The 24659-nt window shown below is 59.7% G+C and carries 21 protein-coding genes; 6 read left to right on the forward strand and 15 right to left on the reverse strand.

Annotated features, from left to right (window positions below):
- Positions 1 to 56: 56 nt before the first annotated feature.
- Both ALQ04_RS26215 and ALQ04_RS26220 read left to right on the forward strand, forming a co-directional pair.
- Positions 57 to 887, forward strand: a complete 831-nt coding sequence (locus ALQ04_RS26215; RefSeq protein WP_122318689.1) for an oxaloacetate decarboxylase — start codon at positions 57 to 59, stop codon at positions 885 to 887.
- A 2-nt stretch (positions 888 to 889) separates the two neighbouring features.
- Complete coding sequence (locus ALQ04_RS26220; protein ID WP_122318690.1) at positions 890 to 1579, forward strand: extensin family protein; 690 nt, start codon at positions 890 to 892, stop codon at positions 1577 to 1579.
- Here the strand turns inward: ALQ04_RS26220 and ALQ04_RS26225 are convergent.
- Positions 1576 to 2199: an energy transducer TonB gene (locus ALQ04_RS26225; protein ID WP_122318691.1), complete on the reverse strand. Its 624-nt coding sequence runs from the start codon at positions 2197 to 2199 to the stop codon at positions 1576 to 1578. The genes ALQ04_RS26220 and ALQ04_RS26225 overlap by 4 nt on opposite strands.
- Before the next feature lie 96 nt (positions 2200 to 2295).
- On the opposite strand from ALQ04_RS26225, the gene ALQ04_RS26230 reads away from it, so the two are divergent.
- Positions 2296 to 3096, forward strand: coding sequence for a class I SAM-dependent methyltransferase (locus ALQ04_RS26230; protein WP_122318692.1), 801 nt, complete (start codon positions 2296 to 2298; stop codon positions 3094 to 3096).
- 13 nt (positions 3097 to 3109) lie between these two features.
- On the opposite strand, the gene ALQ04_RS26235 is transcribed toward ALQ04_RS26230, so the two are convergent.
- Positions 3110 to 3742 carry a TetR/AcrR family transcriptional regulator gene (locus ALQ04_RS26235; protein ID WP_122318693.1) on the reverse strand — a complete coding sequence of 211 codons (633 nt, stop codon included), beginning with the start codon at positions 3740 to 3742 and terminating at the stop codon, positions 3110 to 3112.
- 91 nt (positions 3743 to 3833) lie between these two features.
- Here ALQ04_RS26235 and ALQ04_RS26240 point away from each other — a divergent pair, with 91 nt between their 5' ends.
- The gene (locus ALQ04_RS26240; RefSeq protein ID WP_122318694.1) at positions 3834 to 4934 is read left to right on the forward strand and encodes an efflux RND transporter periplasmic adaptor subunit; all 1101 of its coding nucleotides are present in this window, start codon (positions 3834 to 3836) and stop codon (positions 4932 to 4934) included.
- A gap of 6 nt (positions 4935 to 4940) precedes the next feature.
- Positions 4941 to 8003, forward strand: coding sequence for an efflux RND transporter permease subunit (locus ALQ04_RS26245; protein ID WP_122318695.1), 3063 nt, complete (start codon positions 4941 to 4943; stop codon positions 8001 to 8003).
- A gap of 69 nt (positions 8004 to 8072) precedes the next feature.
- Here ALQ04_RS26245 and ALQ04_RS26250 read toward each other — a convergent pair whose 3' ends face one another.
- The 7 genes from ALQ04_RS26250 to ALQ04_RS26280 all read right to left on the reverse strand — a co-directional run bounded on the left by ALQ04_RS26250 (position 8073) and on the right by ALQ04_RS26280 (position 18167).
- On the reverse strand, positions 8073 to 8762 hold the full coding sequence (locus ALQ04_RS26250; protein ID WP_122318696.1) for a DUF4197 domain-containing protein: 690 nt from the start codon (positions 8760 to 8762) through the stop codon (positions 8073 to 8075).
- A 96-nt stretch (positions 8763 to 8858) separates the two neighbouring features.
- Positions 8859 to 11357, reverse strand: a complete 2499-nt coding sequence (gene plsB, locus ALQ04_RS26255) for a glycerol-3-phosphate 1-O-acyltransferase PlsB (RefSeq protein WP_122318697.1) — start codon at positions 11355 to 11357, stop codon at positions 8859 to 8861.
- Between the two features lie 166 nt (positions 11358 to 11523).
- Positions 11524 to 11901, reverse strand: a complete 378-nt coding sequence (locus ALQ04_RS26260) for a hypothetical protein (RefSeq protein WP_122318698.1) — start codon at positions 11899 to 11901, stop codon at positions 11524 to 11526.
- Between the two features lie 18 nt (positions 11902 to 11919).
- Entirely contained in the window at positions 11920 to 12729 is an 810-nt protein-coding gene (locus ALQ04_RS26265) for a putative RNA methyltransferase (RefSeq protein WP_122318699.1), read from the reverse strand.
- Entirely contained in the window at positions 12729 to 13880 is a 1152-nt protein-coding gene (gene dapE / locus ALQ04_RS26270; RefSeq protein WP_122318700.1) for a succinyl-diaminopimelate desuccinylase, read from the reverse strand. Before dapE ends, ALQ04_RS26265 begins: the two co-directional genes overlap by 1 nt.
- A 135-nt stretch (positions 13881 to 14015) precedes the next feature.
- On the reverse strand, positions 14016 to 15629 hold the full coding sequence (locus tag ALQ04_RS26275) for an MFS transporter (protein WP_259645094.1): 1614 nt from the start codon (positions 15627 to 15629) through the stop codon (positions 14016 to 14018).
- Between the two features lie 36 nt (positions 15630 to 15665).
- A complete protein-coding gene (locus ALQ04_RS26280; protein ID WP_122318702.1) occupies positions 15666 to 18167 on the reverse strand; it encodes a glycosyltransferase in 2502 nt (833 codons plus the stop codon).
- A gap of 281 nt (positions 18168 to 18448) precedes the next feature.
- On the opposite strand from ALQ04_RS26280, the gene tcdA reads away from it, so the two are divergent.
- A complete protein-coding gene (gene tcdA, locus ALQ04_RS26285; RefSeq protein WP_122318703.1) occupies positions 18449 to 19279 on the forward strand; it encodes a tRNA cyclic N6-threonylcarbamoyladenosine(37) synthase TcdA in 831 nt (276 codons plus the stop codon).
- Here the strand turns inward: tcdA and ALQ04_RS26290 are convergent.
- The 6 genes from ALQ04_RS26290 to dapC form a co-directional block, all read right to left on the reverse strand.
- Positions 19270 to 19677: a SufE family protein gene (locus tag ALQ04_RS26290; RefSeq protein WP_122318704.1), complete on the reverse strand. Its 408-nt coding sequence runs from the start codon at positions 19675 to 19677 to the stop codon at positions 19270 to 19272. The genes tcdA and ALQ04_RS26290 overlap by 10 nt on opposite strands.
- A complete protein-coding gene (locus ALQ04_RS26295) occupies positions 19674 to 20879 on the reverse strand; it encodes an aminotransferase class V-fold PLP-dependent enzyme (RefSeq protein WP_122318705.1) in 1206 nt (401 codons plus the stop codon). The genes ALQ04_RS26290 and ALQ04_RS26295 overlap by 4 nt, the downstream gene beginning before the upstream one ends.
- 59 nt (positions 20880 to 20938) lie before the next feature.
- The gene (gene dapD, locus ALQ04_RS26300) at positions 20939 to 21973 is read right to left on the reverse strand and encodes a 2,3,4,5-tetrahydropyridine-2,6-dicarboxylate N-succinyltransferase (RefSeq protein ID WP_122318706.1); all 1035 of its coding nucleotides are present in this window, start codon (positions 21971 to 21973) and stop codon (positions 20939 to 20941) included.
- Positions 21974 to 22008: 35 nt separating this feature from the next.
- Positions 22009 to 22380, reverse strand: coding sequence for an ArsC family reductase (locus ALQ04_RS26305; RefSeq protein WP_122318707.1), 372 nt, complete (start codon positions 22378 to 22380; stop codon positions 22009 to 22011).
- A gap of 155 nt (positions 22381 to 22535) precedes the next feature.
- Complete coding sequence (locus tag ALQ04_RS26310; RefSeq protein WP_122318708.1) at positions 22536 to 23390, reverse strand: hypothetical protein; 855 nt, start codon at positions 23388 to 23390, stop codon at positions 22536 to 22538.
- Between the two features lie 70 nt (positions 23391 to 23460).
- Entirely contained in the window at positions 23461 to 24654 is a 1194-nt protein-coding gene (dapC, locus tag ALQ04_RS26315) for a succinyldiaminopimelate transaminase (RefSeq protein ID WP_122318709.1), read from the reverse strand.
- Between the last annotated feature and the right edge of the window lie 5 nt (positions 24655 to 24659).

Below are 24659 nucleotides of genomic sequence, written 5' to 3' on the forward strand. Positions count from 1 at the left end.
AATGGTTGTGGGTTCAATAAGCGCCCATTCATTTTGACTTGCAAAGGGCATGGCCAATGGACTCTCAACTACAGCGAGCACAAGTCTTCAAGGCATTGCATGAACGCGATGGCGCTTTTGTGATTCCCAATCCATGGGATGCCGGTTCTGCAAAATTGTTGGCCTCGCTGGGCTTCGAGGCCTTGGCGACCACCAGTGCCGGATATGCCTTCACGCTTGGGCGGGCCGATGCCGAAGGTGCTGTCAGTCGCGATGAAACCCTGGAAAATGTCGCCGCTATCGTGGCCGCCACTTCGTTGCCGGTAGCCGCCGATCTTGAGAACTGCTTCTGCGACAGTCCCGAGGGTTGCGCTGAAACCTTGCTACAGGCTGCAGCCACCGGGATTGTCGGTGGTTCCATTGAAGATGCCAGTGGCGATGCGACCCGGCCCATCTATGACTTCGATCTGTCTGTCGAGCGGGTCAGGGCAGCGGTGGCCGCAGTGCGCAGTCTGCCGTTTCCCTTTGTGTTGACTGCCCGTGCCGAGAATCTGCTGCACGGCCGACTGGATTTTGCCGACACCTTGCGCCGTCTCGAAGCCTACGCCGAAGCCGGAGCCGACGTGCTGTATGCGCCGGGGTTGCGTACACGCGAGGAAGTCATGGCCGTGGTCCGTGTCGTCGCGCCAAGACCTGTGAATGTGCTGATGGGGTTGAGCGGTGTCACGCTGTCGGTGGCAGATCTGTCCGAGTGTGGCGTCAAGCGTATCAGCGTGGGGTCTTCCATGGCGCGCGCAGCCTTTGCCGGGCTTTACCGGGCAGCGCAGGAAATTCGGGGTCAGGGCACCTTCACTTACGCAGAGCAGACTGTGCCGTTCGCTCAGCTCAATGCTCTGTTCAAAAACTGAAGATGCGGGTTTTTCTGGCATGCCTGCTGCTGTGCGCGGCTGGAGTTGTCGCGGTCTGGCGCAACTGGATCGACGTGCCGCCGCAATGGAACCCCTGGGCGCCTCTGGATGTGCAGCTTGCGCCTAACCTGCTGACGCCTTTCAAGCTGGCGCGCCTGAAGGATGACCCGGCGTTGTGCGACCTGGCGCTGGGCTCATCGAGCCTGCGTTTCAGCCGTCAGGCCGACAGCGACCCGTCTGCCCGCTGTCCCTTGCAGAACACCTTGCGCATCCAGGGCGGCGATGTCGCGCTGAGCAGCAGCTTCCTGGCCAGTTGTCCGCTGGCAGTGGCCTACGCGCTGTTCGATATCCATACCTTGCAGCCAGCCGCGCAGGCGGTATTTGGTCAGCGGGTTACGCGCATCGATCACCTGGGCAGCTTTGCCTGCCGCAATATCTATAACCGTGCCGACAGCCGTCTCAGCCAGCATGCGACGGCCAATGCGCTGGATATCGCCGGGTTTCGCCTGGCCGACGGGCAGAGAATCAATCTGCTCAAGGACTGGAATGACGACGGTGACAAGGGCAGGTTTCTAAGGAAGGTGCGCGACGGAGCCTGCAAGAATTTCAGTACGGTGCTCGGGCCGGAGTACAACGCCGCGCATCGTGACCATTTTCATCTGGATATGGGGTTGTGGCAGGTCTGCCGTTAAGCCGCCAGACGCAGGTTTTGCAGGATCAGTGGACGAGCCCAGCCGTTTTCATAGTCGAACTGGCGCTGTTGGGCCTGCATGGTGACTTCGTCCAGTGGCAGGGCAGGCTTGTCAGCAAGCTCCCACTCGAACTCGGCGATCGGCAGGTGCAGAGGACGCGGCTGAGGGCCTGGGCCTGGATTGCCGTTGTAGTCGTAAGGATTGAGTACTGTCGGGCGCACCCAGTTGCTGTCGAATTCCAGGTGACGCTGCTGTTCGATCAGTTCGCTGATGCTGAAAGGCTCGGCAGCCGGTGGCAGCAGGTCCAGTTCAAATTCGGCAATCGGCAGGAACAGCGGCTCTGGCGGCTTGACCTGGGTGTCGCTGACCGGGCAGCCACGTTGTTCGACGATCTTGCTCAGGGTGCGGGCGCCAGTCACCGGCTCGCCGGTTTCGCCGTCGACTTCGATCTTGATCGGTGCTTGTTCAGGTTTGCTGCCATCACCGATCTGTTCTGCCATCGCCCGGGCAAATGCATCCGACCACAACTGCGTGACACCGGTCAGGGTGCGGCTGTTGCTGAGGCTGTAGTCGCCTGCGTGCGACAAGTAGCCGATGGATGATTGAACAATCTCTGACATAGCGATCAGTACTGGCCTTGGGTCTGGCAGAATGCCGGATACTTGGTTATCGGCAGATTTTGCCGATCATTAACATTTTTTGAGTGTGTGCAGCGAATGAGTGAGCAACAAGCGGGCAGCCGCATACGGGTCGAAGCCCTGACGATGAGCGGCCAGGAACAGGCCGCGCAATGGGCGCAGCGCCTGAACCTGCCTTTGCAGGACGAGCAAGCGGATTTTGTCCTGCAGGTCACCGACGATGGCCTGCAGTTGCAGCAGTTGGGCGATGATGTGCCAGGGCCGGTGCGCGTGGATTTTGTCGAAGGCGCAGTGGCGCATCGGCGTCTGTTCGGCGGCGGCAGCGGGCAGATGATTGCCAAGGCAGTCGGTATTCAGCCCGGCGTACGGCCCAGCGTGCTGGATGCCACGGCCGGCCTGGGCAAGGATGCGTTCGTCTTGGCCAGCCTGGGCTGTGAAATGAGCCTGATCGAGCGTCAGCCGATCATTGCTGCACTGCTGGAGGATGGCTTGCTACGCGGACGCCAGGATGGCGACGTGGGCGCGATCATAAGCCAGATGCGTCTGCTGACGGGCAACTCCATCGAGCTGATTCGGGCCTGGGAAGGCGAGCCGCCACAGGTGATCTATCTCGACCCGATGTTCCCGCATCGGGAAAAGACCGCTCTGGTAAAGAAGGAAATGCGCCTGTTCCGCCCGCTGGTTGGCGATGACATGGACGCTCCTGCGCTGCTGGAAGCGGCTCTGGCCCTGGCGACCCACCGGGTAGTGGTCAAGCGCCCGCGCAAGGCGCCCTGCATCGATGGCCCAAAGCCGGGCTACGCGCTGGACGGCAAGTCCAGCCGGTATGACATCTATCCGAAGAAGGCGCTCAAGCCTGCCCAGAAGCAGGCTGACTGAGCTGTTCCAGGCTCTACGCCCGGTGCGCGCGCATGAACAGCGCCACCACTTCCTGCACATGCCGCTCGGCGCTGTCAGCGTCGGGCGGTGCGCCACAGCCGACCAGCAGGCGGAAGTTGCTCAATCCCTTGACCATGTTCAGAAAGTGCTCGGCGGCGGTTGCCGGTGAATCGATGCGCAGGCTGCCAGCCTTGTCGATCCGGGCCAGCAAGCGTTCCATTTCATCGAGAATGCGCTGCGGACCTGCCTCGAAGAAGATCATCGACAGCTTGGGGTCTTGGGTGCCCAGAGCCACCATCAGTCGATGCAGCTCAAGGGATTCCGGGCTGTTGATCAGCTTCTGAAAGGCGCGGGCGATATTCAACAGCACCGTTTCTACCGGCAGATCACCGCTCAGCGGCACGAACAGGGCAGGCATCTGCTCTTCGCAGCGGGCGACCACGGCGGCAGAGAACAGTGTCTCCTTGTCGGTGAAATGGCTGTAGACCGTGAGCTTGGACACACCGGCTTCGCTGGCGATGCTGTCCATGCTGGTATTGGCATAGCCATGGCGCACGAAAAGGTCCTTCGCGGCTTCGAGAATGGCTTTGCGTTTTTCCAGATCCTTTGGACGACCTGGACCTGTAGGTAATGAACGATCGGGCATATTCGTTTAAATAATGAACTGGAGAGTTTGGAAAATTTTAATATACTCGCCAGTACAATTATTCCAAGCCTACTGTGCGAAGGTTTACATCATGTTTCGCGATGTCCTGTCTCTCGTCGTGCCCGTCTGTCTGTTTTCGTTGCTTACTGCCTGCGGTCAGGAAGTGACGGCTCCTGCCGTGGTGCGTCCCGCCATGGTGGTTCAGCCACTGCCTTCCTCTCAATCGATGGACAGCTATCCCGGCGAGGTGCGCGCCCGTTTCGAGCCGGAGCTGGCGTTCCGTATCGGTGGCAAGGTCAGCAAGCGGCTGGTCGAGGTCGGCCAGCGGGTCAAGGCCAACCAGCCACTGGCTGAACTGGATGCCCAGGATGTGCGCCTGCAACTGGAAGCGACCCGTGCGCAGGTCGCCGCTGCCGAAGCCAATCTGACCCTGGTGCGTGCCGAGCGTGATCGCTACAAGACCCTGCTGGATCGGCAGATGGTCAGCCGCTCGCAGTACGACAACGCGGAAAATCTCTATCGCTCGGGTGAGGCCCGGCTCAAGCAGATCAAGGCCGAGTTGACCGTTGCCGATAACCAGACCGGTTACACCGTATTGCGCGCCTCGCAGGATGGCGTGATTGCCGGGCGTTCGGTGGAAGTCGGCCAGGTGGTCGCCGCAGGTCAGACGGTATTTACCCTGGCAGCAGACGGCGAGCGTGAAGTCCTGATCAGTCTGCCGGAACAGAACTTCGCCCGCTTCAAGGTCGGCCAGCCGGTTTCGGTCGAACTCTGGACCCTGCGTGATCAGCGTTTTGCCGGGCGGATTCGTGAGCTGTCACCGGCAGCCGATCCGCGTTCGCGCACCTTTGCTGCACGCATCGCTTTCGCTACCGGACAGATTCCTGCCGAACTGGGCCAGAGTGCCCGGGTTTTCATTGCGGCAGAACATGCCGTGCCGCTGTCGGTGCCGCTCTCGGCGGTTACTGCGGAACAGGGTGTCAATTATGTCTGGCGGGTCAGCCCTGACAGCACGGTGCAACGTATCCCCGTGCAACTGGGAGCATACGGCCAGGAAACCGTGCCGGTGCTCGAAGGCCTGAAGGAAACCGACTGGATCGTCGCCGCTGGCGTGCATGTGCTGCGCGAAGGTGAACAGATACGTCCGGTGGACCGCAGCAATCGTGCGGTCAAAATGGCTGCCAGGGAGTAGGTCCGGATGCATTTCAATCTTTCCGAATGGGCGCTGCGTCACCGCCAGGTCGTCCTGTATCTGATGATCGTGCTCGCGGTTGTCGGTGCGCTTTCCTACACCAAGCTTGGGCAAAGCGAAGATCCACCCTTTACCTTCAAGGCCATGGTCATCCGTACGCTATGGCCGGGAGCGAGTGCCGAGGAAGTGGCGCGGCAAGTAACGGACCGGATCGAAAAGAAACTGATGGAAACCGGTGAGTACGAGCGGATTTCTTCGTTTTCGCGTCCTGGCGAGTCGACCGTCACGTTCATTGCTCGCGATTCGATCTTTTCTTCGGCGGTGCCCGAACTCTGGTATCAGTTGCGCAAGAAAATCGGCGATATCCGGCAGACCTTGCCCGAAGGCGTGCAGGGGCCGTTTTTCAACGATGAATTCGGCACCACCTTTGGCAATATCTATGCGCTGAGCGGCGAAGGCTTCGACTATGCGGTGCTCAAGGATTACGCCGAGCGTATCCAGATCCGTCTGCAGCGGGTCAAGGACGTCGGCAAGGTCGAACTGATCGGCCTGCAGGACGAGAAGATCTGGATCGAACTGTCGAACGTCAAGCTGGCCACTCTGGGCCTGCCGATGCAGACCGTGCAGCAGGCTCTTGAGGCGCAGAACGCGGTATCGTCAGCGAGCTTCTTTGAAACCCCTGCCGAACGTATCCAGTTGCGGGTCAGCGGTCGCTTTCAGTCGGTTGACGAGATTCGCAACTTCCCGATTCGGGTCGGTGATCGCACCTTGCGCATCAGCGATCTGGCCGAAGTACATCGCGGCTTCAACGATCCACCGGCACCGCGCATGCGTTTCATGGACGACGATGCCATTGGCCTGGCGGTGGCGATGAAAGATGGCGGCGATATTCTGGTGCTGGGTCGCGCCCTGGAGGCCGAGTTCGCCCGGCTGCAGAACAACCTGCCGGCCGGGATGCAACTGCGCAAGGTTTCCGATCAGCCGGCTGCGGTGAAAACCGGCGTGGGCGAGTTCGTCCAGGTGTTGGCCGAGGCGCTGGTCATCGTCTTGCTGGTGAGCTTTTTCTCCCTCGGCTTACGTACCGGCATGGTGGTTGCGCTGGCGATTCCGCTGGTCCTGGCGATGACCTTCGCCACCATGTATTACCTGGGGATCGGCCTGCACAAGATTTCCCTCGGTGCACTGGTGCTGGCGCTGGGCTTGCTGGTGGATGACGCGATCATTGCTGTGGAAATGATGGCGATCAAGATGGAGCAGGGTTACGACCGGTTCAAGGCGGCCAGCTTCGCCTGGACCAGTACAGCGTTCCCGATGCTGACCGGCACCCTGATCACGGCGGCCGGTTTCCTGCCGATTGCCACGGCCTTGTCGAGTACCGGCGAATACACCCGCTCGATCTTTCAGGTGGTGACCATTGCCCTGATCGCTTCCTGGATTGTCGCGGTGATGTTTGTGCCGTATCTGGGGGACCGCCTGTTGCCGGATCTGGCGAAGATTCATGCCGCCAGGCATGGCTCGCACGCGCCCGATCCTTATGCCACGCCGATGTACAGGCGGGTGCGGGCTCTGGTCGGTTGGTGTGTGCGGCGCCGCAAGACGGTGATTGTCGCCACCGTCGCACTGTTCGTGTTGTCGGTGCTGATGTTCCGCTTCGTGCCCCAGCAATTCTTCCCGGCCTCCGGGCGCCTGGAACTGATGGTCGATCTGAAACTGGCCGAAGGCTCATCTCTGCACAACACCACCGAGCAGGTCAGCCGACTGGAACAGATGCTCAAGAATCATCCGGGGATCGATAACTATGTGGCCTATGTGGGCACCGGTTCGCCGCGTTTCTATCTGCCGCTGGATCAACAGTTGCCAGCGCCCAGCTTTGCCCAGATCGTGGTGCTGACCAAGAGCATCGAAGACCGCGAAGCCCTGCGCAGTTGGCTGATTACCAGCCTCAATGAGCAGTTTCCTACCCTGCGCTCAAGGGTGACACGCCTGGAAAACGGCCCGCCCGTGGGTTATCCGGTGCAGTTCCGGGTGACTGGCGAACATATCGAGGTGGTCCGGGCTCTGGCTCGTCAGGTGCGCGACAAGGTCAGTGAAAATCCGCATGTCTCCAATGTCCATCTGGACTGGGAGGAGCCGAGCAAGGTCGTGCATTTGAATATCGATCAGGACCGGGCGCGGGCGCTGGGCGTTACCACTGCGGATCTTTCGGCCTTCCTGCGTCAGTCGCTTACCGGTTCTGGCGTCAGTCAGTTCCGTGAGGACGATGAACTGATCGAAATCCTGCTGCGAGGCACCCGCAACGAGCGCGAGCAACTGGGCACACTGTCGAGCCTGGCGATCCCCACGCAAAACGGCACCAGCGTCGCGCTGTCGCAAGTGGCTACCCTGGAATATGGCTTTGAAGAAGGCGTCATCTGGCATCGCAATCGCCTGCCCAGCGTGACCGTGCGTGCCGATATCTATGGCAAGGAACAGCCGGCGACTCTGGTCCGGCAGATCTCGCCAACCCTGGAGTCGGTACGCGCCGAACTGCCGGATGGTTATCTGCTGGAAGTGGGCGGCACCGTGGAAGACTCGACACGCGGGCAGAACTCGGTGAACGCTGGCGTGCCGCTGTTCATCATGGTGGTCCTGACCTTGCTGATGATCCAGTTGCGCAGCTTTTCACGCATGTTCATGGTCTTCGTGACTGCGCCGCTGGGTCTGATCGGCGTCACGCTGTTCCTGCTGATCTTCAATCAGCCATTCGGCTTTGTCGCCATGCTCGGCACCATCGCCCTGTCGGGGATGATCATGCGCAACTCGGTAATCCTGGTGGACCAGATCGAACAGGATATCGCCAGCGGCATGGATCAGTGGAGCGCGATCATCGAAGCCACGGTACGTCGTTTCCGGCCGATTGTGCTGACTGCACTGGCAGCGGTGCTGGCGATGATCCCGCTGTCACGCAGCCTGTTCTTCGGGCCGATGGCAGTGGCGATCATGGGTGGTCTGATTGTCGCGACGGCGCTGACCCTGCTGTTTCTGCCAGCGCTGTATGCAGCGTGGTTCCGGGTCAAGCGCCAGGCTTGATGGCTGGCCTTTTTCGCGAATGAATTCGCCACCGCGTAGGAACGAATTCATTCGCGAAGGGGTGTTGCGTTAAAGCGCTCCGAATACCTTCTTCGCCAGACCGGTCGCTGCAGCAGCCGGGTTGGCGCGAATGCTTTCTTCCTGCTTGGCGATCATCTCGAACAGGCCGTTGAGCGCCTGTTCGGTGACATAACCTTCGATATTGGCGCTTTTGGTATCCAGCACGCCCAGGGTTGCGGCCTGACCGGCGAAGGCGTTGTATTTCTGGGCCAGACCGACCTTGTCGGTGGCTTGCTTGACAATCGGCAGGAACTTGGTGCGGATCTGTTCGCGGCTGCTGCTGTTCAGGTATTGGGTGGCCGAATCCTTGCCACCATTGAGGATGGACTTGGCGTCGGCCACGCTCATTTTCTTGACCGCATCCACCAGCAATGCCTGAGCCTGGGGAACCGCGGCTTCGGCGGCCTGGTTCATGCTGGCTTCCAGTTGATCGACCTGAGCGCCCATGCCGAACTGCTTCATCTTTTTCGCAACCTTGCCCAGATTGCCCGGTAACTCGATGCGCACTTCCTGATTGTTACTGAAGCCGCCTGGAACGCCCAGTTGCTTGACCGCAACCTGGGCGCCCTGGGTGAGGGCATCCTTGAGTCCGCCGGTGGCGTCCGACTGCGACAGGTCACTCAGCGACAGGGCAAATACGTTGGCCGACAGCAGCAGGCCTGCACACAGGCCGGCAAAGGTAAACGATGGGCGAAGCATGGCAGCATCCTTTTCAGTGGAGTCTTGGACGCCGCGCCGACATCAATATCAGCGCGGCCTTGCAATGAGGTTATCAGGGAACCGCAAAGGCGCAGCTCAATCTGCGCCGGTGTCGCTGGCAGGCGTCTCTTCGACCTCGTTATGCAGCGCCACCTGACGAATCGACAGGCGAATCTCTGCCGGTAGCACGCGCTTGGCGGCGCCTTCCGCCAGATCGCCGAGCAACGGATGATGGCTCAGCTTGCCGGAGCTGTCCTTGCGCAGTACGCCGAGGTCGAGCAAGGTCTGGATGAAGTGCCGGAACAGGCTCTTGTCGAAGAACTCCGGGGCATTGAGGCCGTGCAGGATCGACAGGCGTTGGGCCATGACCGTGCACAGGTCTTCCAGCTCTTCGGCGCTGAGGGTGTTCTGGCCATTGTTGAGCAACAGCGAGATGGCCATGTAGAAACGCTGCAGGGTCTGGGCAATGGCCCTGGACAGCAGGGTCAGCATGACGAACTCCCGAGAACTGGGTTCCGGGCGTACGTAGGCATCGTTCTTGAAGCGCAGCAGGCCTTGCTCGACGAAGGTCGCCAGCCATTGGTCGACGATCTCGTCCAGTTCTTCCAGTGACCAGCGAATGAACAGTTCCGACTGCAGGTACGGATACAGTGCGCGGGTGTAGCGCAGGATCAGTTCGCGACTCATGCGTGACGAGCTCTGGAAGAAGCTCGCCAGCAGCGAGGGCAGGGCGAAGATATGCAGCACGTTGTTGCGGTAATAGGTCATCAATACCGCGTTCTGTTCGTTCAGATACAGAATCTTGCCCAGCGCATCCTTCTGCTCGGCCAGCAGGTCCATGCCCTTGACATGCTCGATCAGCGCCCGGCCATCGCCTTCGGGCAATGTGGTATGCGGTGAATACGGCACTTTGCGCAGCAGCGTCAGGTACAGGTCCAGTACCCGCTCCATGGCCTGATCGTCCAGCGCCAGGCGTTGGGTGGAGAGCAGCGCCACGGCCACCAGATTCACCGGATTGACTGCGGCGGCTTCGTTCAGATGCCGGGCCACTCGCTCGCCCAGGCGGTTGGTGGCTTCATTGAGCCACGCCGGGCGGAACTGCGGCCCCAGCTCCTGCTTGCGCCAATCAGGCTGTTCGTTATCGAGGAACTGGGCCAGCTTGATCGGCTCGCCAAAGTTCACCGACACCTGCCCGAAACGTTGTTTGAGTGCGCCGATGACCTTGAAGATATCGAAGATCGATTCCTTCTTCTTGCTGGCACCGCGCAGTTCACCCAGGTAGGTGCGGCCTTCAAGCACGCGCTCATAGCCGATATACACCGGCACGAAGACGATCGGCATACGCGAGTTGCGCAGAAAGCTGCGCATGGTAATCGCCAGCATGCCGGTCTTGGGTTGCAGCATGCGCCCGGTACGTGAACGGCCACCTTCGACGAAGTATTCGACCGGGAAGCCTTTGGTGAACAGGGTATGCAGGTATTCGTTGAACACCGCGGTGTACAGCGGATTGCCCTTGAAGGTACGGCGCATGAAGAACGCGCCGCCGCGGCGCAGCAAACCGCCGATCACCGGCATGTTCAGGTTTATGCCCGCCGCAATGTGCGGTGGCGTCAGGCCGTTGCGGAACAGCAGGTAGGACAGCAGCAGGTAATCGATATGGCTGCGGTGGCAAGGCACATAAATCACTTCATGGCCCGGCGCGACATTCTGCACGCCTTCGATATGACTGACCTTGATGCCGTCGTAGATCTTGTTCCAGAACCAGCTCAGCACCACTTCCAGGAAGCGGATGGCGGAATAGGTGTAGTCCGAAGCGATCTCGTTGCCATAGCGCAAGGCCTGCTCTCTGGCCTTCTCGGGCAGGATCTTCTCGCGCTCGGCCTCTTCGATGATGGCCTGCTGGACCATTGGTTCGTCCAGCAGCCCCTTGACCAGGTTGCGACGGTGCGAGACATCGGGGCCGATCACTGCGCTTTTCAGGTTGCGAAAGCGTACCCGCAGCAAGCGCTGGCTCATGCGCAAGGTCAGTTCAGGGCTCTTGTTCTCATTGACCATGTCACGCATGTGGATGGGCTCTGAAAACTGTACCCGGGTCTTGCGGCCCAGAATCAGGATGCTGACCAGTCGTCGCAGACGTCCGGTTACTGCCCAGCTGTCGGCGAACAACAGCTTCCAGGCGCTGGATTCACGGTCCGGCGATTGTCCCCAGAACACACTGACCGGAATCACCTGCGCATCTTCCGTCGGGTTCTGGCTGACAGCCTCCAGCAGTCGCTCCAGCGTCGGCGGCGCACCGCGCTTGTCCTGGCGGCCCAGCCAGTCGGGCTCGGGGGTCAGGTAAAAGAAGGCGGCAGGCTCCATCAGGCTGCCCACCGAGACGGGCAGCACCGGGCGCGGCAGGCCGGCCTTGCGGCATTCGGTATCGATCACCGCCAGATCGCTCAGGGAAGGCGACTGCAGCACATAGAACACCGGACGACTGCGATCCAGGTTGAGGGTGAAAGACGACTGGTTGATGGTTTCCGAGCGAACCCAGAGATACAGCAACCGGCGCAGAGTGCCGAATACAAGACGACGGAACGGGGAGCGAGTCATACGGCTTCTGCTGAATGAGGAGGAGTAGGGGCGTGGACGCCAGTGTGCCGTATCTGCCCGGGATCGGCAAAGTGGACGATCCCGGGAAACAATGTGGGAAGGGGCTTGCCCGCGATGGCGTATTTACCCGTGATTGCGGATCGATACGCCGTGCTGGCGGAATGTCTTACGAGGTGCGCCAGGTAATCTCTTCTTCTCCGTCGGCACTGATACGCATCCAGCGATCGGCTGCGTCGTCGCTTTCCTCTTCGACCCAGGTGCCCGGCGCGCAGCGAACCTCGACATTCAGCGCGGCGAAAGCGGCGCGGGCGCAGGCTATGTCGTCTTCCCAGGGCGTCTGCTCGCTTTCCAGGTACAGGCTGTTCCATTTGCCGACAGCCTTGGGCAGCCAGGTTACCGGGACATTGCCGGCCTTGCATTTCCAGGTCTGGCCTTTCTGGGTCCAGTCGCTGCAAGGGCCGAGCGCGGTCCCGAGCCAGTGGGCGATGGCCTTGTGATCGACGTCTTCGTCTTTCAGGTAAATCTCGATATCGGGTTGGCGCATGGGGGCCTCACTTGAATGCTATTGCAGCACGAAATAATCGTAGCGCATGGAAACGGTGACCTTGAACGGTCCGGGTTGCTCAATGACGGCAGTGCGACGCTCGGCGCTGGCACGCCAGCCGTGAGGTGTCATGGCCAGCAGGTCGGCGCGTGACTGGCCATCGATCAGCTTGAGGGTGTAGCGCAGGGTTTCACTGTGTTGCAACTGCATGCCTTCCGGCACCAGGGCCAGATGCTTGTCGTCGGCGTAGTCGCGAACTTCATCGTAAAGCCGCTGGCGCAGTTCCATCAGGTGTTCGCTGGTCGGTCCGACACGCATCAGGCCGCCACCGGGCGTCAGCAGGCGCTTGGCCTCCTTCCAGTCCAGCGGGCTGAAGACGCTGGCCAGAAACTGACAGCTGGCATCCGGCAACGGCACGCGGGCCATGCTGGCGACCATCCAGGTCAGTTTCGGGTTGCGGCGGCAGGCGCGCTTGACCGCTTCGCGGGAAATATCCAGCGCGTAGCCGTCGGCGTGGGGCAAGGCCTCGGCGATCTGAGCGGTGTAATAGCCTTCGCCGCAACCGATGTCCAGCCAGTGCGCCGGGGCACGTTCGGCAGCCAGTTCGGCAAGACGTTGCGCCACCGGTGCGTAATGCCCGGCATTGAGGAAGTCACGGCGGGCTTCGACCATCGCCTGATTATCACCGGGGTCGCGGCTGTTCTTGTGCTGCACGGGCAGCAGGTTCAGATAACCCTGGCGCGCACGGTCGAAGCGATGATTGGCGGGGCAGACCACGCCATTGTCGGCGGCGCTCAGCGGCGCCGCACAGATTGGGCAGGTCAGCATCAGGCGAGCAACTTGACCATGGTCTGGTAGTAGATCTCGGTCAGAACATCGAGATCGCTGGCCAGGATACGTTCGTTGACCTGGTGGATGGTCGCGTTGACCGGACCCAGCTCGACGACCTGAGTGCCAAGGGTCGCGATGAAGCGCCCGTCCGAGGTGCCGCCACTGGTGGATGCCTTGGTTTCACGCCCGGTAACTTGCTTGATGCTGGCCGAAACCGCATCCAGCAGTGCGCCGGGTTCGGTGAGGAAAGGCAGGCCCGACAGTGCCCAGTCCACATGCCAGTCCAGGCCATGCTTGTCGAGAATTGCCGCGACACGCTGCTGCAGGCCCTCAACGGTCGATTCGGTAGAGAAGCGGAAGTTGAACACGGCGACCAGATCGCCGGGAATCACGTTGGTCGCGCCCGTACCCGAGTTGAGGTTGGAAATCTGGAAGCTGGTTGGCGGGAAGAAGGTATTGCCGTCGTCCCAGTGTTCGGCGGCCAGTTCGGCCAGTGCCGGAGCGGCGAGGTGAATCGGGTTTTTCGCCAGATGCGGATAGGCCACATGGCCCTGGATGCCGCGCACGGTCAGTTTGGCGCCCAGCGAGCCGCGACGACCGTTCTTGACCACGTCGCCCACCAGCGTGGTGCTCGATGGCTCACCGACGATGCACCAGTCCAGACGCTCCTTGCGGGCGGCCAGACGTTCCACTACTGCCTTGGTGCCATGGTGTGCCGGACCTTCTTCGTCGCTGGTGATCAGGAACGCTACCGACCCCTTGTGATTCGGGTAGTCGCTGACGAAGCGCTCGGACGCCACCAGCATCGCTGCCAGGCTGCCTTTCATGTCGGCCGCACCGCGACCGCAGAGCATGCCGTGTTCATCGATCAGCGCATCGAACGGATCGTTCTGCCAGGCCTGCACCGGGCCGGTCGGGACCACATCGGTATGACCGGCGAAACACAGGACCGGACCGTCGCCGGTGCCATGGGTGGCCCAGAAGTTGTCGACATCTTCGATGCGCATGGGCTCCAGCCTGAAGCCGGCATCGCCCAGGCGCTGCATCATCACGGTCTGGCAATCGGCATCGACCGGCGTCACCGAAGGACGGCGGATCAGGTCGCAGGCGAGTTGAAGCGTGGGCGAAAGGTCGGCTGGGGCCGTCATGAACAGAACTCCGGTAGCAAGGCTTGGGGCGCGAAAAGGCGGATATCTTAAAGCAAAACGAAGTGCAACGGCGGTCATGACCGCCGTTCGTTACCCGGACTTTCCACAGACCTTGGTGCCACGCTCTTTCCTGGCTCATTTGCGCATGCAGACTGCGCCTGCCAGCGCAGCTACAAGAGACAGCGTGCCTGCGAGCAGGAAGGCCACGCCATAACCGTCACCCAAGGCTGCAAGTGCCGGGGACCCGGCGGCTACCAGTCGTTCGCTGTAATGTGCAGCCAGGCTGCTGATGATCGCCAGACCCAGCGCTCCGCCCATCATGAATGAAGTGTTGACGATGCCCGAGGCGATGCCTTCCTCGCCGGGCTGCACATCGTCCATGGCGGCAACCAGTATGGGGTTGAAGCCCATTCCGGCCCCCAGCCCGATCAGCAGCATGCCGGGCAGGATATCGAGAAGAAAACTGCCGTTGACGGGTATCCTGCCGAGCAGGAAAAGGCCCGTGGCGGCGATTGCAAGCCCCAGCACCAGCGGCAGTTTTACGCCATGGCGGATAATGAGTCGGGAAGACAGGATCAGCGAACAGATGGCCATTACCAGATTGGCCGGCAGAAAGGCCAGGCCGACTTCCAGGGGTGAATAGGCCAGCACCTGTTGCAGGTAGAGCGCGCAAAGAAAGAACCAGGCAAACATGGAGGTTGCCCAAAGTACTGCAATCAGATTTGCAGTGGCCAGATTTCTCAGGCGCAATAGCCGTAGAGGAATCAACGGCTCTTTCGTGCGAACTTCTATGCCTATGAATAATATGAACAGGCCAACAGCCAAAGCCAGCAAGCCAGTGGTAGTCGCAGAGCTCCAGCCAATATGGTTGCCATTCATGACTGCATAAACGGCCAGCATCAAGGCTGACATTACGCTGATAGCGCCTGCCATATCGAGAGTACCTGTTCTGGATACTTGGGCGGCAGGCAGCAGCCGCAGCGTCAAGACGAGAACAAGGATGCCTATCGGCAGGTTGATCAGGAAAATCGCATACCATTCATACAGGTCGGTCAGGATGCCGCCCAGCAGTACCCCGATACTGCCGCCACCGGTACACACGAAGCTATAGGCGCCAATGGCTTTTGCCCGCTCCTTCGGATCGCTGAACAGGCGGATGATCAGCGACAGTGCCGTGGCGGTTAGCAACGCGCCGCCAAACCCCTGGAATGCACGGGCTGCGATCAGTGTTCCTTGTGTCTGGGCAATGCCGCAGGCCAGCGATGCAAGGGTAAACAGGCTGGTGCCCCAGATGAAAACCGCCCGCTGCCCGTATAGATCGCCGAGACGACCGCCGAGCAGCAGGAACCCGCCAAAGGTCAGTAGATACACATTGATGACCCAGGCCAGGGAAACTTCATCGAACCCCAGGTCCAGTTTGATCGAGGGAAGAGCGACATTCACAATTGTCGTATCCAGCACAATCATCAATGTGGCCAGACAGATAACAGTCAGCGCTTGCCAGCGTTTTCTCTGGAAGGAATCTTCTTTCAGGGTGACGTCCGTTGATTGAGTGTTGCAATGACTCATTAAGAAATATCCGTTTTCAAGGTTTTCTGGTGAACAGGTTTGAATAGGTCGAGATGGAGCAGGTTTTGCTCGAATTCTTATTGTCGATTGTGATTTGTAAGCAAGATTGGCGGTTGTAGGATGTGTCTTGATATGGCTGTAGTTTTTCTTTGGTTTGCCAGGAAGTTGCTTCTCTGACACCTGTTTCAGAAATTTGTAAACGCCGCACTGATGTTGTTACTGCATGGCGCGAGCACTGTGTGCCGAGAGAAACGCCATGATCGTGGCTGCCAGAAAGGGCAGCGAGTGGGCGAACAGCATCGCAATCCAGAATCCGAGGTCGATGTCTGGCTCTCGGGTCATCAGCAGGCCCAGGATTGCCAGCCACGAAAGTAGCAGAAGGCACAGCTCCTCCCGGGCTTCGAGCAGGAGTGGTCGGTAACGATTGTCGTGGGTGTGTTTTGGCGTGCGGAAAAAGGGCAGTCTTGACGTGAATATGCCAGTCAGTACCGCCTTGCCGATAGTGGGATATAGCGCGATGCCTGCCAGTGTTGCGGCCAGGGCTTCCCGGATATCTGTGTTGACCAGTTTTCCATAGAGCGAAAGGGTCTTGAGCGTTCTCAAGGTGAACATCAGGAGCAATGAAGTTGAAAAGATCCACGGCAAAGGGGCGAAACCTTCAGGCGTCAGGATCATCGCCATGGACCACAGTAGTGTCGCAAGTGTCAGTAGATAATTCACACCTTCTGCGAGCCAGGGAGTCCAGCCTGCCAGAAAGTGATACCGCTGCATCCTGCTCAGGGATGTGGAACTGCCTGTAAACAGACTGGCAGCATGCTTCTTGATGATCTGGATGGCGCCGTATACCCAGCGATGGCGTTGCTTCTTGAAGTCCGTGAAGCTATCGGGAGTCAGACCCTGGCCGTAGCTGACCGGTGCGTAGCCCGTGGAGAAGCCGCTCTCCAGCATTCGCAGACCCAATTCTGCATCTTCGCAGATACACCATTGCGCCCAGCGCAGAGACTCCAGCGCAGAGCGGCGGATCAGAGTCATGGTGCCATGCTGAATGATCGCATCATGTTCGTTGCGAAGGACCATGCCAATGTTGAAGAACCCCCGGTACTCGGCCTGGCAGCAACGTTTGAACAGGCTCTGATGAGCATCACGATAATCCTGCGGGACCTGAATGACAGCGATTGCCGGGTTACAGAAATGAGGGACCATATGTTTGAGCCAATGACGATTGACGCAGTAATCGGCGTCTATGACTGCCACTATTTCAACGTCCGGCGCCATGTGGTCCAGGAGGTAATTCAGTGCGCCCGCCTTGAAGCCCGGCAGCACATCAACATGAAAGAACCTGAAGTGTGACCCCAGTAGTCGGCAGTACTGTGCAATCGGTTGCCATAGCGTTTTGTCCCGGGTGTTATTGTCGATGATCAGTACTTCAAAATCCGGGTAATCCAGACCCCGCAGCGCATCGAGGGTCTTTTTCAGCATGTCTGCCGGTTCGTTGTAGCACGCGATCTGCACACTGACCTTGGGTGGATGTTCCATGCCTTTGCGCAAGGGATGGAACGGGCGGGTATTCTCGGCTCCCCAGCAAGCCTCGAAGAATTCGTGGCTTTCCACTGCGAGACCGATCAACACGTAGGCGGCCCAGAACAGGCTCAATATCAGTGCCACCCACCAGGGAAGTGACTGGGCGTAATGCATTCCTGCCCATACCAGCAGGCAATATGCGCCAGCAGGTAGCGCAATCGCCGTAAACAGCGATTCAGGCCGCATGGCGGCAATGATTTTCCGCAGTCCGGATCGCCAGTTGACCGGCCTTTTCAACGGGCCGTAAAGCTGTAGTTTTATCTGCCGTTGTGCATCGAAGAAACCCCAATGAGGTCCCGCAATACCCTCATCGACCTTCCATGGCTGGTCGAATGCCTCTATGACAAAGTAGCGATAGCCACATTGATTGAGATGAGAGAGTTGCGTGCGCAGATAAATGGATTGCTCTTGAGGGGATATTCCCAGGCCTCTTGATCTATTGCCTTTGCTGGGCCAGCCAATTTCAGAAAGTATCAGGGGTTTATCAGGAAAACGTTGTTGTAACTCTTTTGCCCGTTCCAGTACAAACGAACTTCCCTCTCGAACGGACAGACCTTCCCAGAAAGGTAATATATGAGCAGCTATAAAATCCGAGTGATTTGCCAGTTCCGGCGTCTCCAGCCATTGTCCCCATATTTCGGAGGCGGCTACCGGTACTTTCACCCGTTGGCGCACATGGTGAATGTAAGCGATAAGTTGCCCGACAGAAACATCTCCACGAAACAGTACTTCGTTGCCAACGATCAAGTGAGTCACACAGGGCAGCCGGTTGGCAAGTTCTATGGCGATTGCCATTTCCTCACGGTTTTTCTCGCCATCGTCGCTGATCCATATGCCCAGGGCGACCTGCATGCCCAGTTCTTCAGCAATTTCCGGAATATAAGCCAGGGTTCCCTCGACCGAGTAGGTCCTGATATTCATGCTGAACGGTCTGATGAGCAGAAGGTCTTCGCGAATTTGCTCACGAGTGGGATAAGTTTTCTTGAGCGGGGTCTGATCGGGGCGAAAAGGCGAATAAGAAAAGCCCGAGACATTGGCTGGCCAGTCGGGTATGTCAAGTAGAGGCTTTCGACGAAAATAGCCGGACAGTGGCGGGCCGGTCTGTGCAGGGAATAATCGGGATAATAATCTGGGCATTGAGTTTTATAGTCAAACGGATGTTCGATGTATTTATTTTAGAGGGTTTTAAGCACCTCGCTGTTTATGTGCCCATTTTTTATGTATGTACGGGCTGCTTTTTAGTTGTTAATTAAAGGTCGGCCGTTAGTGACAGGACGTCCGGATGTTTATACCTGTTTTCCTGTGTGTTCAGGGCGATGGCCGGCAATCGAGTTGCATGGGCTGGCTGGGTGGAACAAGAGGGGTGTCGCGCCTCTGGCAAACCTCTATAATGCGCGCCGGTTTTCGGGGTAACAGACATGAGCACAGAAGATCCACGTTTCGCAGGCATCGCCCGTTTGTATGGCATCGAGGGCCTGGCACGCCTGCGTGCAGCCCACGTGGCAGTGGTCGGTATCGGCGGCGTGGGTTCGTGGGCGGCCGAGGCCATGGCTCGTTGTGGAGTGGGTGAGATTTCCCTGTTCGATATGGACGATGTCTGTGTCAGCAACAGCAATCGCCAGTTGCATGCCCTGGACAGCACGGTGGGACGTCCCAAGGTCGAGGTCATGGCTGAGCGCATCAAGGCGATCAACCCGGCGTGCACCGTGCATGCGGTAAGCGACTTTGTGACTCGCGAGACCATGGCGGACTACATCACCCCGGACCTGGATTTCGTCCTCGACTGCATCGACAGCGTCAACGCCAAGGCGGCGCTGATTTCCTGGTGCAAGCGCCGCAAGATCCAGATCGTGACCACCGGCGGCGCGGGCGGGCAGATCGATCCGACCCAGATCCAGGTCTGCGATTTGAACCGTACCTTCAACGATCCGCTGGCTTCCAAGGTTCGCTCGACCCTGCGTCGCGAATACGGTTTCTCCCGTACCCCAAACCGCCATTACAGCGTGCCTTGCGTGTTTTCCAGCGAGCAGTTGCGCTATCCCAAGCCCGATGGCGGCATCTGCCTGCAGAAAAGTTTTGTCGGGGATGGCGTCAAGCTCGACTGCGCCGGAGGTTTTGGCGCGGTGATGATGGTTACGGCGACCTTCGGCATGGTCGCGGCTACCCGGGCGATCGACAAGCTGGTCGCGGGAACGCGCCGCCCTTCGGAGCGCGCCAGACCGGTTTCGGTTCCGCCCGCTCAGGCGTGAGCCAGTTGCCGCATTCTTTGCAGCACGGCATTCAGGCCGTTGCTGCGTGAGGGTGACAGTTGGCGACTCAGGCCCAACTGGTTGAACCAGTCGGGCAGGTCCACTTCCAGCAACTCCTGCTCCGACAGACCGTTGACCCGCTCCAGCAGCAGCGCTACCAAGCCGCGAATCAACCGTGCATCGCTGGCTGCGCGAAACTGCCAGTGGCCATCGCTGACCGTGCCCAGCAGCCAGACTTTGCTTTCGCAGCCATGCACTCGATGCTCTTCGGATTTCTCCTCGTCGCTCAAGGCCGGCAGTCGCTCGCCCCATTGCATCAGCAGACGTGCGCGCTGTTCCCAGCCTTGAAGCTGGCTGAAGCTTTGCAGTGCCGTTTGCGCGTTTGGTGACAGACTCATCGCAGCAGCTCCAACGCCTGATCCAGGGCACTGAAAAAGCGCAGTAGATCATCCGAATCGTTGTACAGGCCGAGGGAGACGCGAATGGCGCCCGACAATCCCAGGCTCTTGAGCAGCGGCATCGCGCAATGATGGCCGGCGCGTACGGCAATCCCCTGTTCGGTCAACAGATGCGCCAGATCGGCGTTATGCACACCTTCGACCACGAAACTGACCAGTGCCAGCTCCGGCGAGCCCAGTACCCGAATGCCGTCGCGTTGTTGCAGGCCTTCCAGCAAGCGCTGATGCAGCCGTGCCTCGTGCTCGGCTACTGCCTGATGATTCAGGCTTTGCAGATAGCCGAGAGTCGCGCCCAGACCGATCACGCTGGCAATCGCCGGGGTGCCGGCCTCGAAACCCAGCGGCGCCGGACGGAAACTGGCCTGCTGATAATCGGCATCGAGCACCATTTCGCCGCCGTATTGCCAATGTTTCAGGCAGGACAAGGCCTCGTTGCGGGCATACAGCACGCCGAGCCCGTCGGGGCCGTAGAGCTTGTGGCTGGAAAATACATAGAAATCGCAGCCCAGGGCTTGCACATCATGGCGGCCATGGACCACGCCCTGGGCGCCATCCACCACCGTCAATGCACCGTGCGCCCTGGCCAGCTCGAACAGGCGCGGCAAGGGTTGCCAGGCTCCCAGTACGTTGGAGAGCTGGCTGACCGCTAGCAGACGGGTGCGCGGACCGATCAGGGCGGTGGCAGCCTGCAGGTCGATCAGGCCGTGGCTGTCGAGCGGCAGGATCACCAGTTTCAGGTTGCGGCGCCGGGCCAGTTGTTGCCAGGGCAACAGGTTGGCGTGGTGTTCCAGCGCGCTGATGACGATCTCGTCGTCGTCGGCAAACTCATGCTCCAGCCCGTAAGCCAGCAGATTGAGCGCCGAGGTTGCGCCGTGGGTGAAAATGATCTGCCCGGACTCATGGCCATTGAGCCAGTGGGCGATCTTGTGGCGGCTGTCCTCGAACGCCTGGGTGGCATGGGCGCCGGGCAAATGCTGCGCACGATGCACATTGGCGGCACCGTTTGCATAGTAATGGGTCAGGGCATCGATCAATGCCTGAGGTTTTTGCGTGGTTGCGGCGCTGTCCAGATAGGTCTGGCCTTGCCGCTGAAGGGCGTCGATGGCAGGAAAGTCAGCGCGCCAGGGCGAAATGAGGGGCATTGGTCATCCTGCTCGGTGGAATCGGGTACAGGACGGGAGTCCTGTACCCGGACACGGCATCAGTTATGCGCGTGCAGTGCTTCGTTCAGCTCGATGGCCGACTTGTGAGTCTTGCATTCCACCGCGCCGGTCTGCGAGTTGCGACGGAACAGCAGGTCGGTCTGGCCTGCCAGATCGCGTGCCTTGACGACTTTGACCAGCTCGTTGTTTTCATCGAGCAGGGCGACCTTGGTGCCAGCAGTGATGTACAGGCCGGCTTCGACGGTATTGCGATCGCCCAGCGGGATGCCGATGCCGGCGTTGGCGCCGATCAGGCAGCCTTCGCCAACCTTGATGACGATGTTGCCGCCACCGGACAGGGTGCCCATGGTCGAGCAACCGCCGCCCAGGTCCGAGCCCTTGCCGACGAAGACGCCAGCCGAGACACGGCCTTCGATCATGCCTGGACCTTCGGTGCCGCCGTTGAAGTTGACGAAACCTTCATGCATTACGGTGGTGCCTTCGCCCACGTAGGCGCCCAGGCGAACACGTGCGCTGTCAGCGATACGCACGCCGCTCGGCACTACGTAGTCGGTCATTTTCGGGAATTTGTCTACCGAGAAGACTTCCAGCAGTTCGCCTTTGAGGCGTGCTTCGAGTTGACGCTCGCCCAGCTCGGCCAGGTCGACAGCGCCGTGGCTGGTCCATGCCACGTTTGGCAGCAGCGGGAAGATACCGGTCAGGTTCAGACCGTGTGGCTTGGCCAGGCGATGGGACAGCAGGTGCAGCTTCAGGTACGCCTCTGGCGTGGAGGTCAGTGGCGCATCTTCGGCCAGCAGCGTGGCGACCAGCGGCTTGTGGCTTTCAGCCAGACGGGTCAGCAGGGCTGCCTGGGCTGCGTCGACAGGCTTGACTGCATCGGCCAGTTTCGAGGCCAGGTCGGTGCTGAACGCAATGGCCTGGTTGCCACTGGTGTAGCCCAGAACTGGAGCGATTGCGGCAACCAGCTCGGCCGACGGGTTGATCAGCGGCTGGGCGTAAAAGACTTCCAGCCATGCGCCTTGACGGTTTTGAGTGCCGACACCGAAGGCCAGGCTGAACAGAGTAGTGGACATGCAATTTCCTCTTGCGAATTAAAGGGCCATCTCAATCAGGCGATGGCCGCTGCATACAGGTCGGGTTTGAAACCAATCAGGGTCTTGTCGCCAAGATCGAGCACCGGGCGCTTGATCATCGACGGCTGCGCGAGCATCAGCTCGATTGCCTTGGCCTGGTCGAGATCGGTCTTCTGTCCGTCATCGAGCTTGCGAAAGGTGGTTCCCGCGCGGTTCAGCACCACTTGCCAGCCGTGTTCATCGCACCACTGCGTCAGGTGCTCACGGTCGATACCAAGTGTCTTGTAATCATGAAACTCGTAACTCACGGCATGCTCATCGAGCCAGGTACGAGCTTTTTTCATCGTGTCGCAGGCTTTGATGCCATATAGACAAATGCCTTTGCTGCCATCGGCGGAGTTTCCCATTGCCAAAGTGCCTCATGCATACCGAAAAAACAGCCGGTGATTATGCCACGCCCAAGCGTCCTGTGCCCGGCCTGTCGCGATATCTGTCGGACAATCCGGGCGCAGTGAAAGGGTAGTGCAGTGTCTATACATCGGCGACGGTTACAAACAGGCTATCAGGAGGCCGTGCTGGCTGGCGTTGCAGTGTCCGAAGCGTTGGCGCTGGATGGGTTGCTGGCGGGTTTGGCTCCAGGGGCTTGCTGCTCTTCTTCCTCTTCCCGGAGCTGTTCGCTATTTATCTCGGCCAGCATCTCGAACAGGGTCTTGGGGATTTCGGGTTTTTCTTCTTTCCTGAGGGCTGCGATGCCTGCTTCGAGGTTCATGTGCTGTTGCAGCCATGCGACCGAGCCTTTTTCTTCGGGGCTGACGCTATTCAGAAAGGCCAGGCCCGCCTCATAGGATCTGACTGGATTGGCAGTAAAGGTGCTGGCGGCATGGCTGTCGTAAAGGCCCATGGCAATGCCTTGTTGCCGGTTCATGGCGTCGGTGGCGGACTGTTGCTCTGCCTTGCTGAACAGTCCGTCCTTGTTGCTGCTGACGGCATACAGTGATCGGCGGTCGAGATCGCCGATCAGGGAGTTGGTATCGCGGCCTTCATAACTGCTGTGGTCATAAGGCGTGCCGCTGGCCTTCATCTGCGCATATTTGGCATCCATGCGCGCCCGGGCGTCGGTGGCGACTTCGGAAAATGTCAGGTTTCTGGAACTGGTGGCCAGCCCTGGATTGGCCGGGGCCATTATCAAGGCGGTGGTGCTCATGCCGGGACGGGCAGGAAACAATGAGCTGGCAGAAGAGGTTGTCTGGCTGAGTTGCAGGGCAACGCTGGAAAATGTGGTCTGATCTGCATTTGTCGAAGTGGCTGTAGCCGCCGGGTTTGTGGGCTGAGCGCTTCTGGCGGTTGCAGTGCTTGTGCTATCGAGGCCGCTATAAGTGGCAATGGCCGTGTTCGACAGGGTCGATACGAGGTTCATATGCTCTTCCATGACATGAGTATGCGAACTGTATCGACTCTGTAGCCTGTTTCTATAATGAGTGCGGGGCTTAACGAGTAATGAACGCGCGAATCCGCTCGGCAGCCTCGATGCATTCGGCCAGCGGCGCGACCAGCGCCATGCGTACCCGGCCAGCGCCCGGGTTGAGGCCGTTTACTTCACGCGACAGGTAGGAGCCCGGCACGACTGTGACATGCTGCTCGACGAACAGGTCGCGGCAGAATTCGGCGTCGTCCTTGCCCACGTTCGGCCACAGGTAGAAGCCGCCGTCCGGGCGCTGAACATCCAGCACCGGAGCCAGAATTTCCAGTACTGCGTCGAATTTCTCGCGATACAGCGCGCGGTTGGCGCGTACGTGTTCTTCGTTATTCCAGGCCGCGATACTGGCCAGTTGAGTCTGAACCGGCATGGCGCAACCGTGGTAGGTGCGATATAGCAGAAAGGCCTTGAGGATGTCGGCGTCACCGGCGACAAAGCCTGAGCGCAGGCCCGGCAGGTTGGAGCGCTTGGACAGGCTGTGGAAGACCACGCAACGCTTGAAGTCCTTGCGGCCCAGTTCGGCGCAGGCGCTGAGCAGGCCCGGTGGCGGTGTCTGCTCGTCGAAATACAGCTCGCTGTAACACTCGTCCGCGGCGATCACGAAATCGTACTCGTCGGCCAGGGCAATCAGTTTCTTCAGGGTCGGCAGTGGAATCAGTGCGCCAGTCGGGTTGCCGGGCGAGCACAGGAACAGGATCTGGCAACGTTTCCAGATATCTGGCGTGACCGCGTCGAAATCCGGGTTGAAACCGTTTTCGCTCAGGCACGGCAGGTAATGCGGCTGGGCACCGGCGAGAAACGCTGCGCCTTCATAGATCTGATAGAACGGGTTGGGGCTGACTACCAGGCCATCATCGCTGCGATTGACCACGGTCTGAGTGAAGGCAAACAGTGCTTCGCGGGTGCCATTGACCGGCAATACATTGCGCGCCGGGTCTATCCAGCCTTCGGGTACGCTGAAACGGCGGTTGCACCAACCGGCAATCGCTTCGCGCAGGGCGGGGATACCCAGGGTCGTGGGATATACCGCCATTTGGTCGAGGTTGTCGGCCAGGGCCTTGGCGACGAACTCGGGTGAACGATGCTTCGGCTCGCCGATGGACAGCGCGACCGGGTGTTTGTCCGGGTTGGGCGTCACGCTGCCGAGTAGGGCGCGGAGCTTCTCGAACGGGTAAGGCTGAAGCTGTTGCATGGCGTTATTCATGGGGC

The organism is Pseudomonas cichorii, from assembly GCF_003700275.1.
Taxonomy (GTDB): domain Bacteria; phylum Pseudomonadota; class Gammaproteobacteria; order Pseudomonadales; family Pseudomonadaceae; genus Aquipseudomonas; species Aquipseudomonas cichorii_B.

Coding starts and splice junctions, on each gene's coding strand:
- ALQ04_RS26215 (WP_122318689.1), top strand. CDS start 57: ATGGACTCTCAACTACAGCGAGCACAAGTCTTCAAGGCATTGCATGAA.
- ALQ04_RS26220 (WP_122318690.1), top strand. CDS start 890: ATGCGGGTTTTTCTGGCATGCCTGCTGCTGTGCGCGGCTGGAGTTGTC.
- ALQ04_RS26225 (WP_122318691.1), bottom strand. CDS start 2,199: ATGTCAGAGATTGTTCAATCATCCATCGGCTACTTGTCGCACGCAGGC.
- ALQ04_RS26230 (WP_122318692.1), top strand. CDS start 2,296: ATGAGTGAGCAACAAGCGGGCAGCCGCATACGGGTCGAAGCCCTGACG.
- ALQ04_RS26235 (WP_122318693.1), bottom strand. CDS start 3,742: ATGCCCGATCGTTCATTACCTACAGGTCCAGGTCGTCCAAAGGATCTG.
- ALQ04_RS26240 (WP_122318694.1), top strand. CDS start 3,834: ATGTTTCGCGATGTCCTGTCTCTCGTCGTGCCCGTCTGTCTGTTTTCG.
- ALQ04_RS26245 (WP_122318695.1), top strand. CDS start 4,941: ATGCATTTCAATCTTTCCGAATGGGCGCTGCGTCACCGCCAGGTCGTC.
- ALQ04_RS26250 (WP_122318696.1), bottom strand. CDS start 8,762: ATGCTTCGCCCATCGTTTACCTTTGCCGGCCTGTGTGCAGGCCTGCTG.
- plsB (WP_122318697.1), bottom strand. CDS start 11,357: ATGACTCGCTCCCCGTTCCGTCGTCTTGTATTCGGCACTCTGCGCCGG.
- ALQ04_RS26260 (WP_122318698.1), bottom strand. CDS start 11,901: ATGCGCCAACCCGATATCGAGATTTACCTGAAAGACGAAGACGTCGAT.
- ALQ04_RS26265 (WP_122318699.1), bottom strand. CDS start 12,729: ATGCTGACCTGCCCAATCTGTGCGGCGCCGCTGAGCGCCGCCGACAAT.
- dapE (WP_122318700.1), bottom strand. CDS start 13,880: ATGACGGCCCCAGCCGACCTTTCGCCCACGCTTCAACTCGCCTGCGAC.
- ALQ04_RS26280 (WP_122318702.1), bottom strand. CDS start 18,167: ATGCCCAGATTATTATCCCGATTATTCCCTGCACAGACCGGCCCGCCA.
- tcdA (WP_122318703.1), top strand. CDS start 18,449: ATGAGCACAGAAGATCCACGTTTCGCAGGCATCGCCCGTTTGTATGGC.
- ALQ04_RS26290 (WP_122318704.1), bottom strand. CDS start 19,677: ATGAGTCTGTCACCAAACGCGCAAACGGCACTGCAAAGCTTCAGCCAG.
- ALQ04_RS26295 (WP_122318705.1), bottom strand. CDS start 20,879: ATGCCCCTCATTTCGCCCTGGCGCGCTGACTTTCCTGCCATCGACGCC.
- dapD (WP_122318706.1), bottom strand. CDS start 21,973: ATGTCCACTACTCTGTTCAGCCTGGCCTTCGGTGTCGGCACTCAAAAC.
- ALQ04_RS26305 (WP_122318707.1), bottom strand. CDS start 22,380: ATGGGAAACTCCGCCGATGGCAGCAAAGGCATTTGTCTATATGGCATC.
- ALQ04_RS26310 (WP_122318708.1), bottom strand. CDS start 23,390: ATGAACCTCGTATCGACCCTGTCGAACACGGCCATTGCCACTTATAGC.
- dapC (WP_122318709.1), bottom strand. CDS start 24,654: ATGAATAACGCCATGCAACAGCTTCAGCCTTACCCGTTCGAGAAGCTC.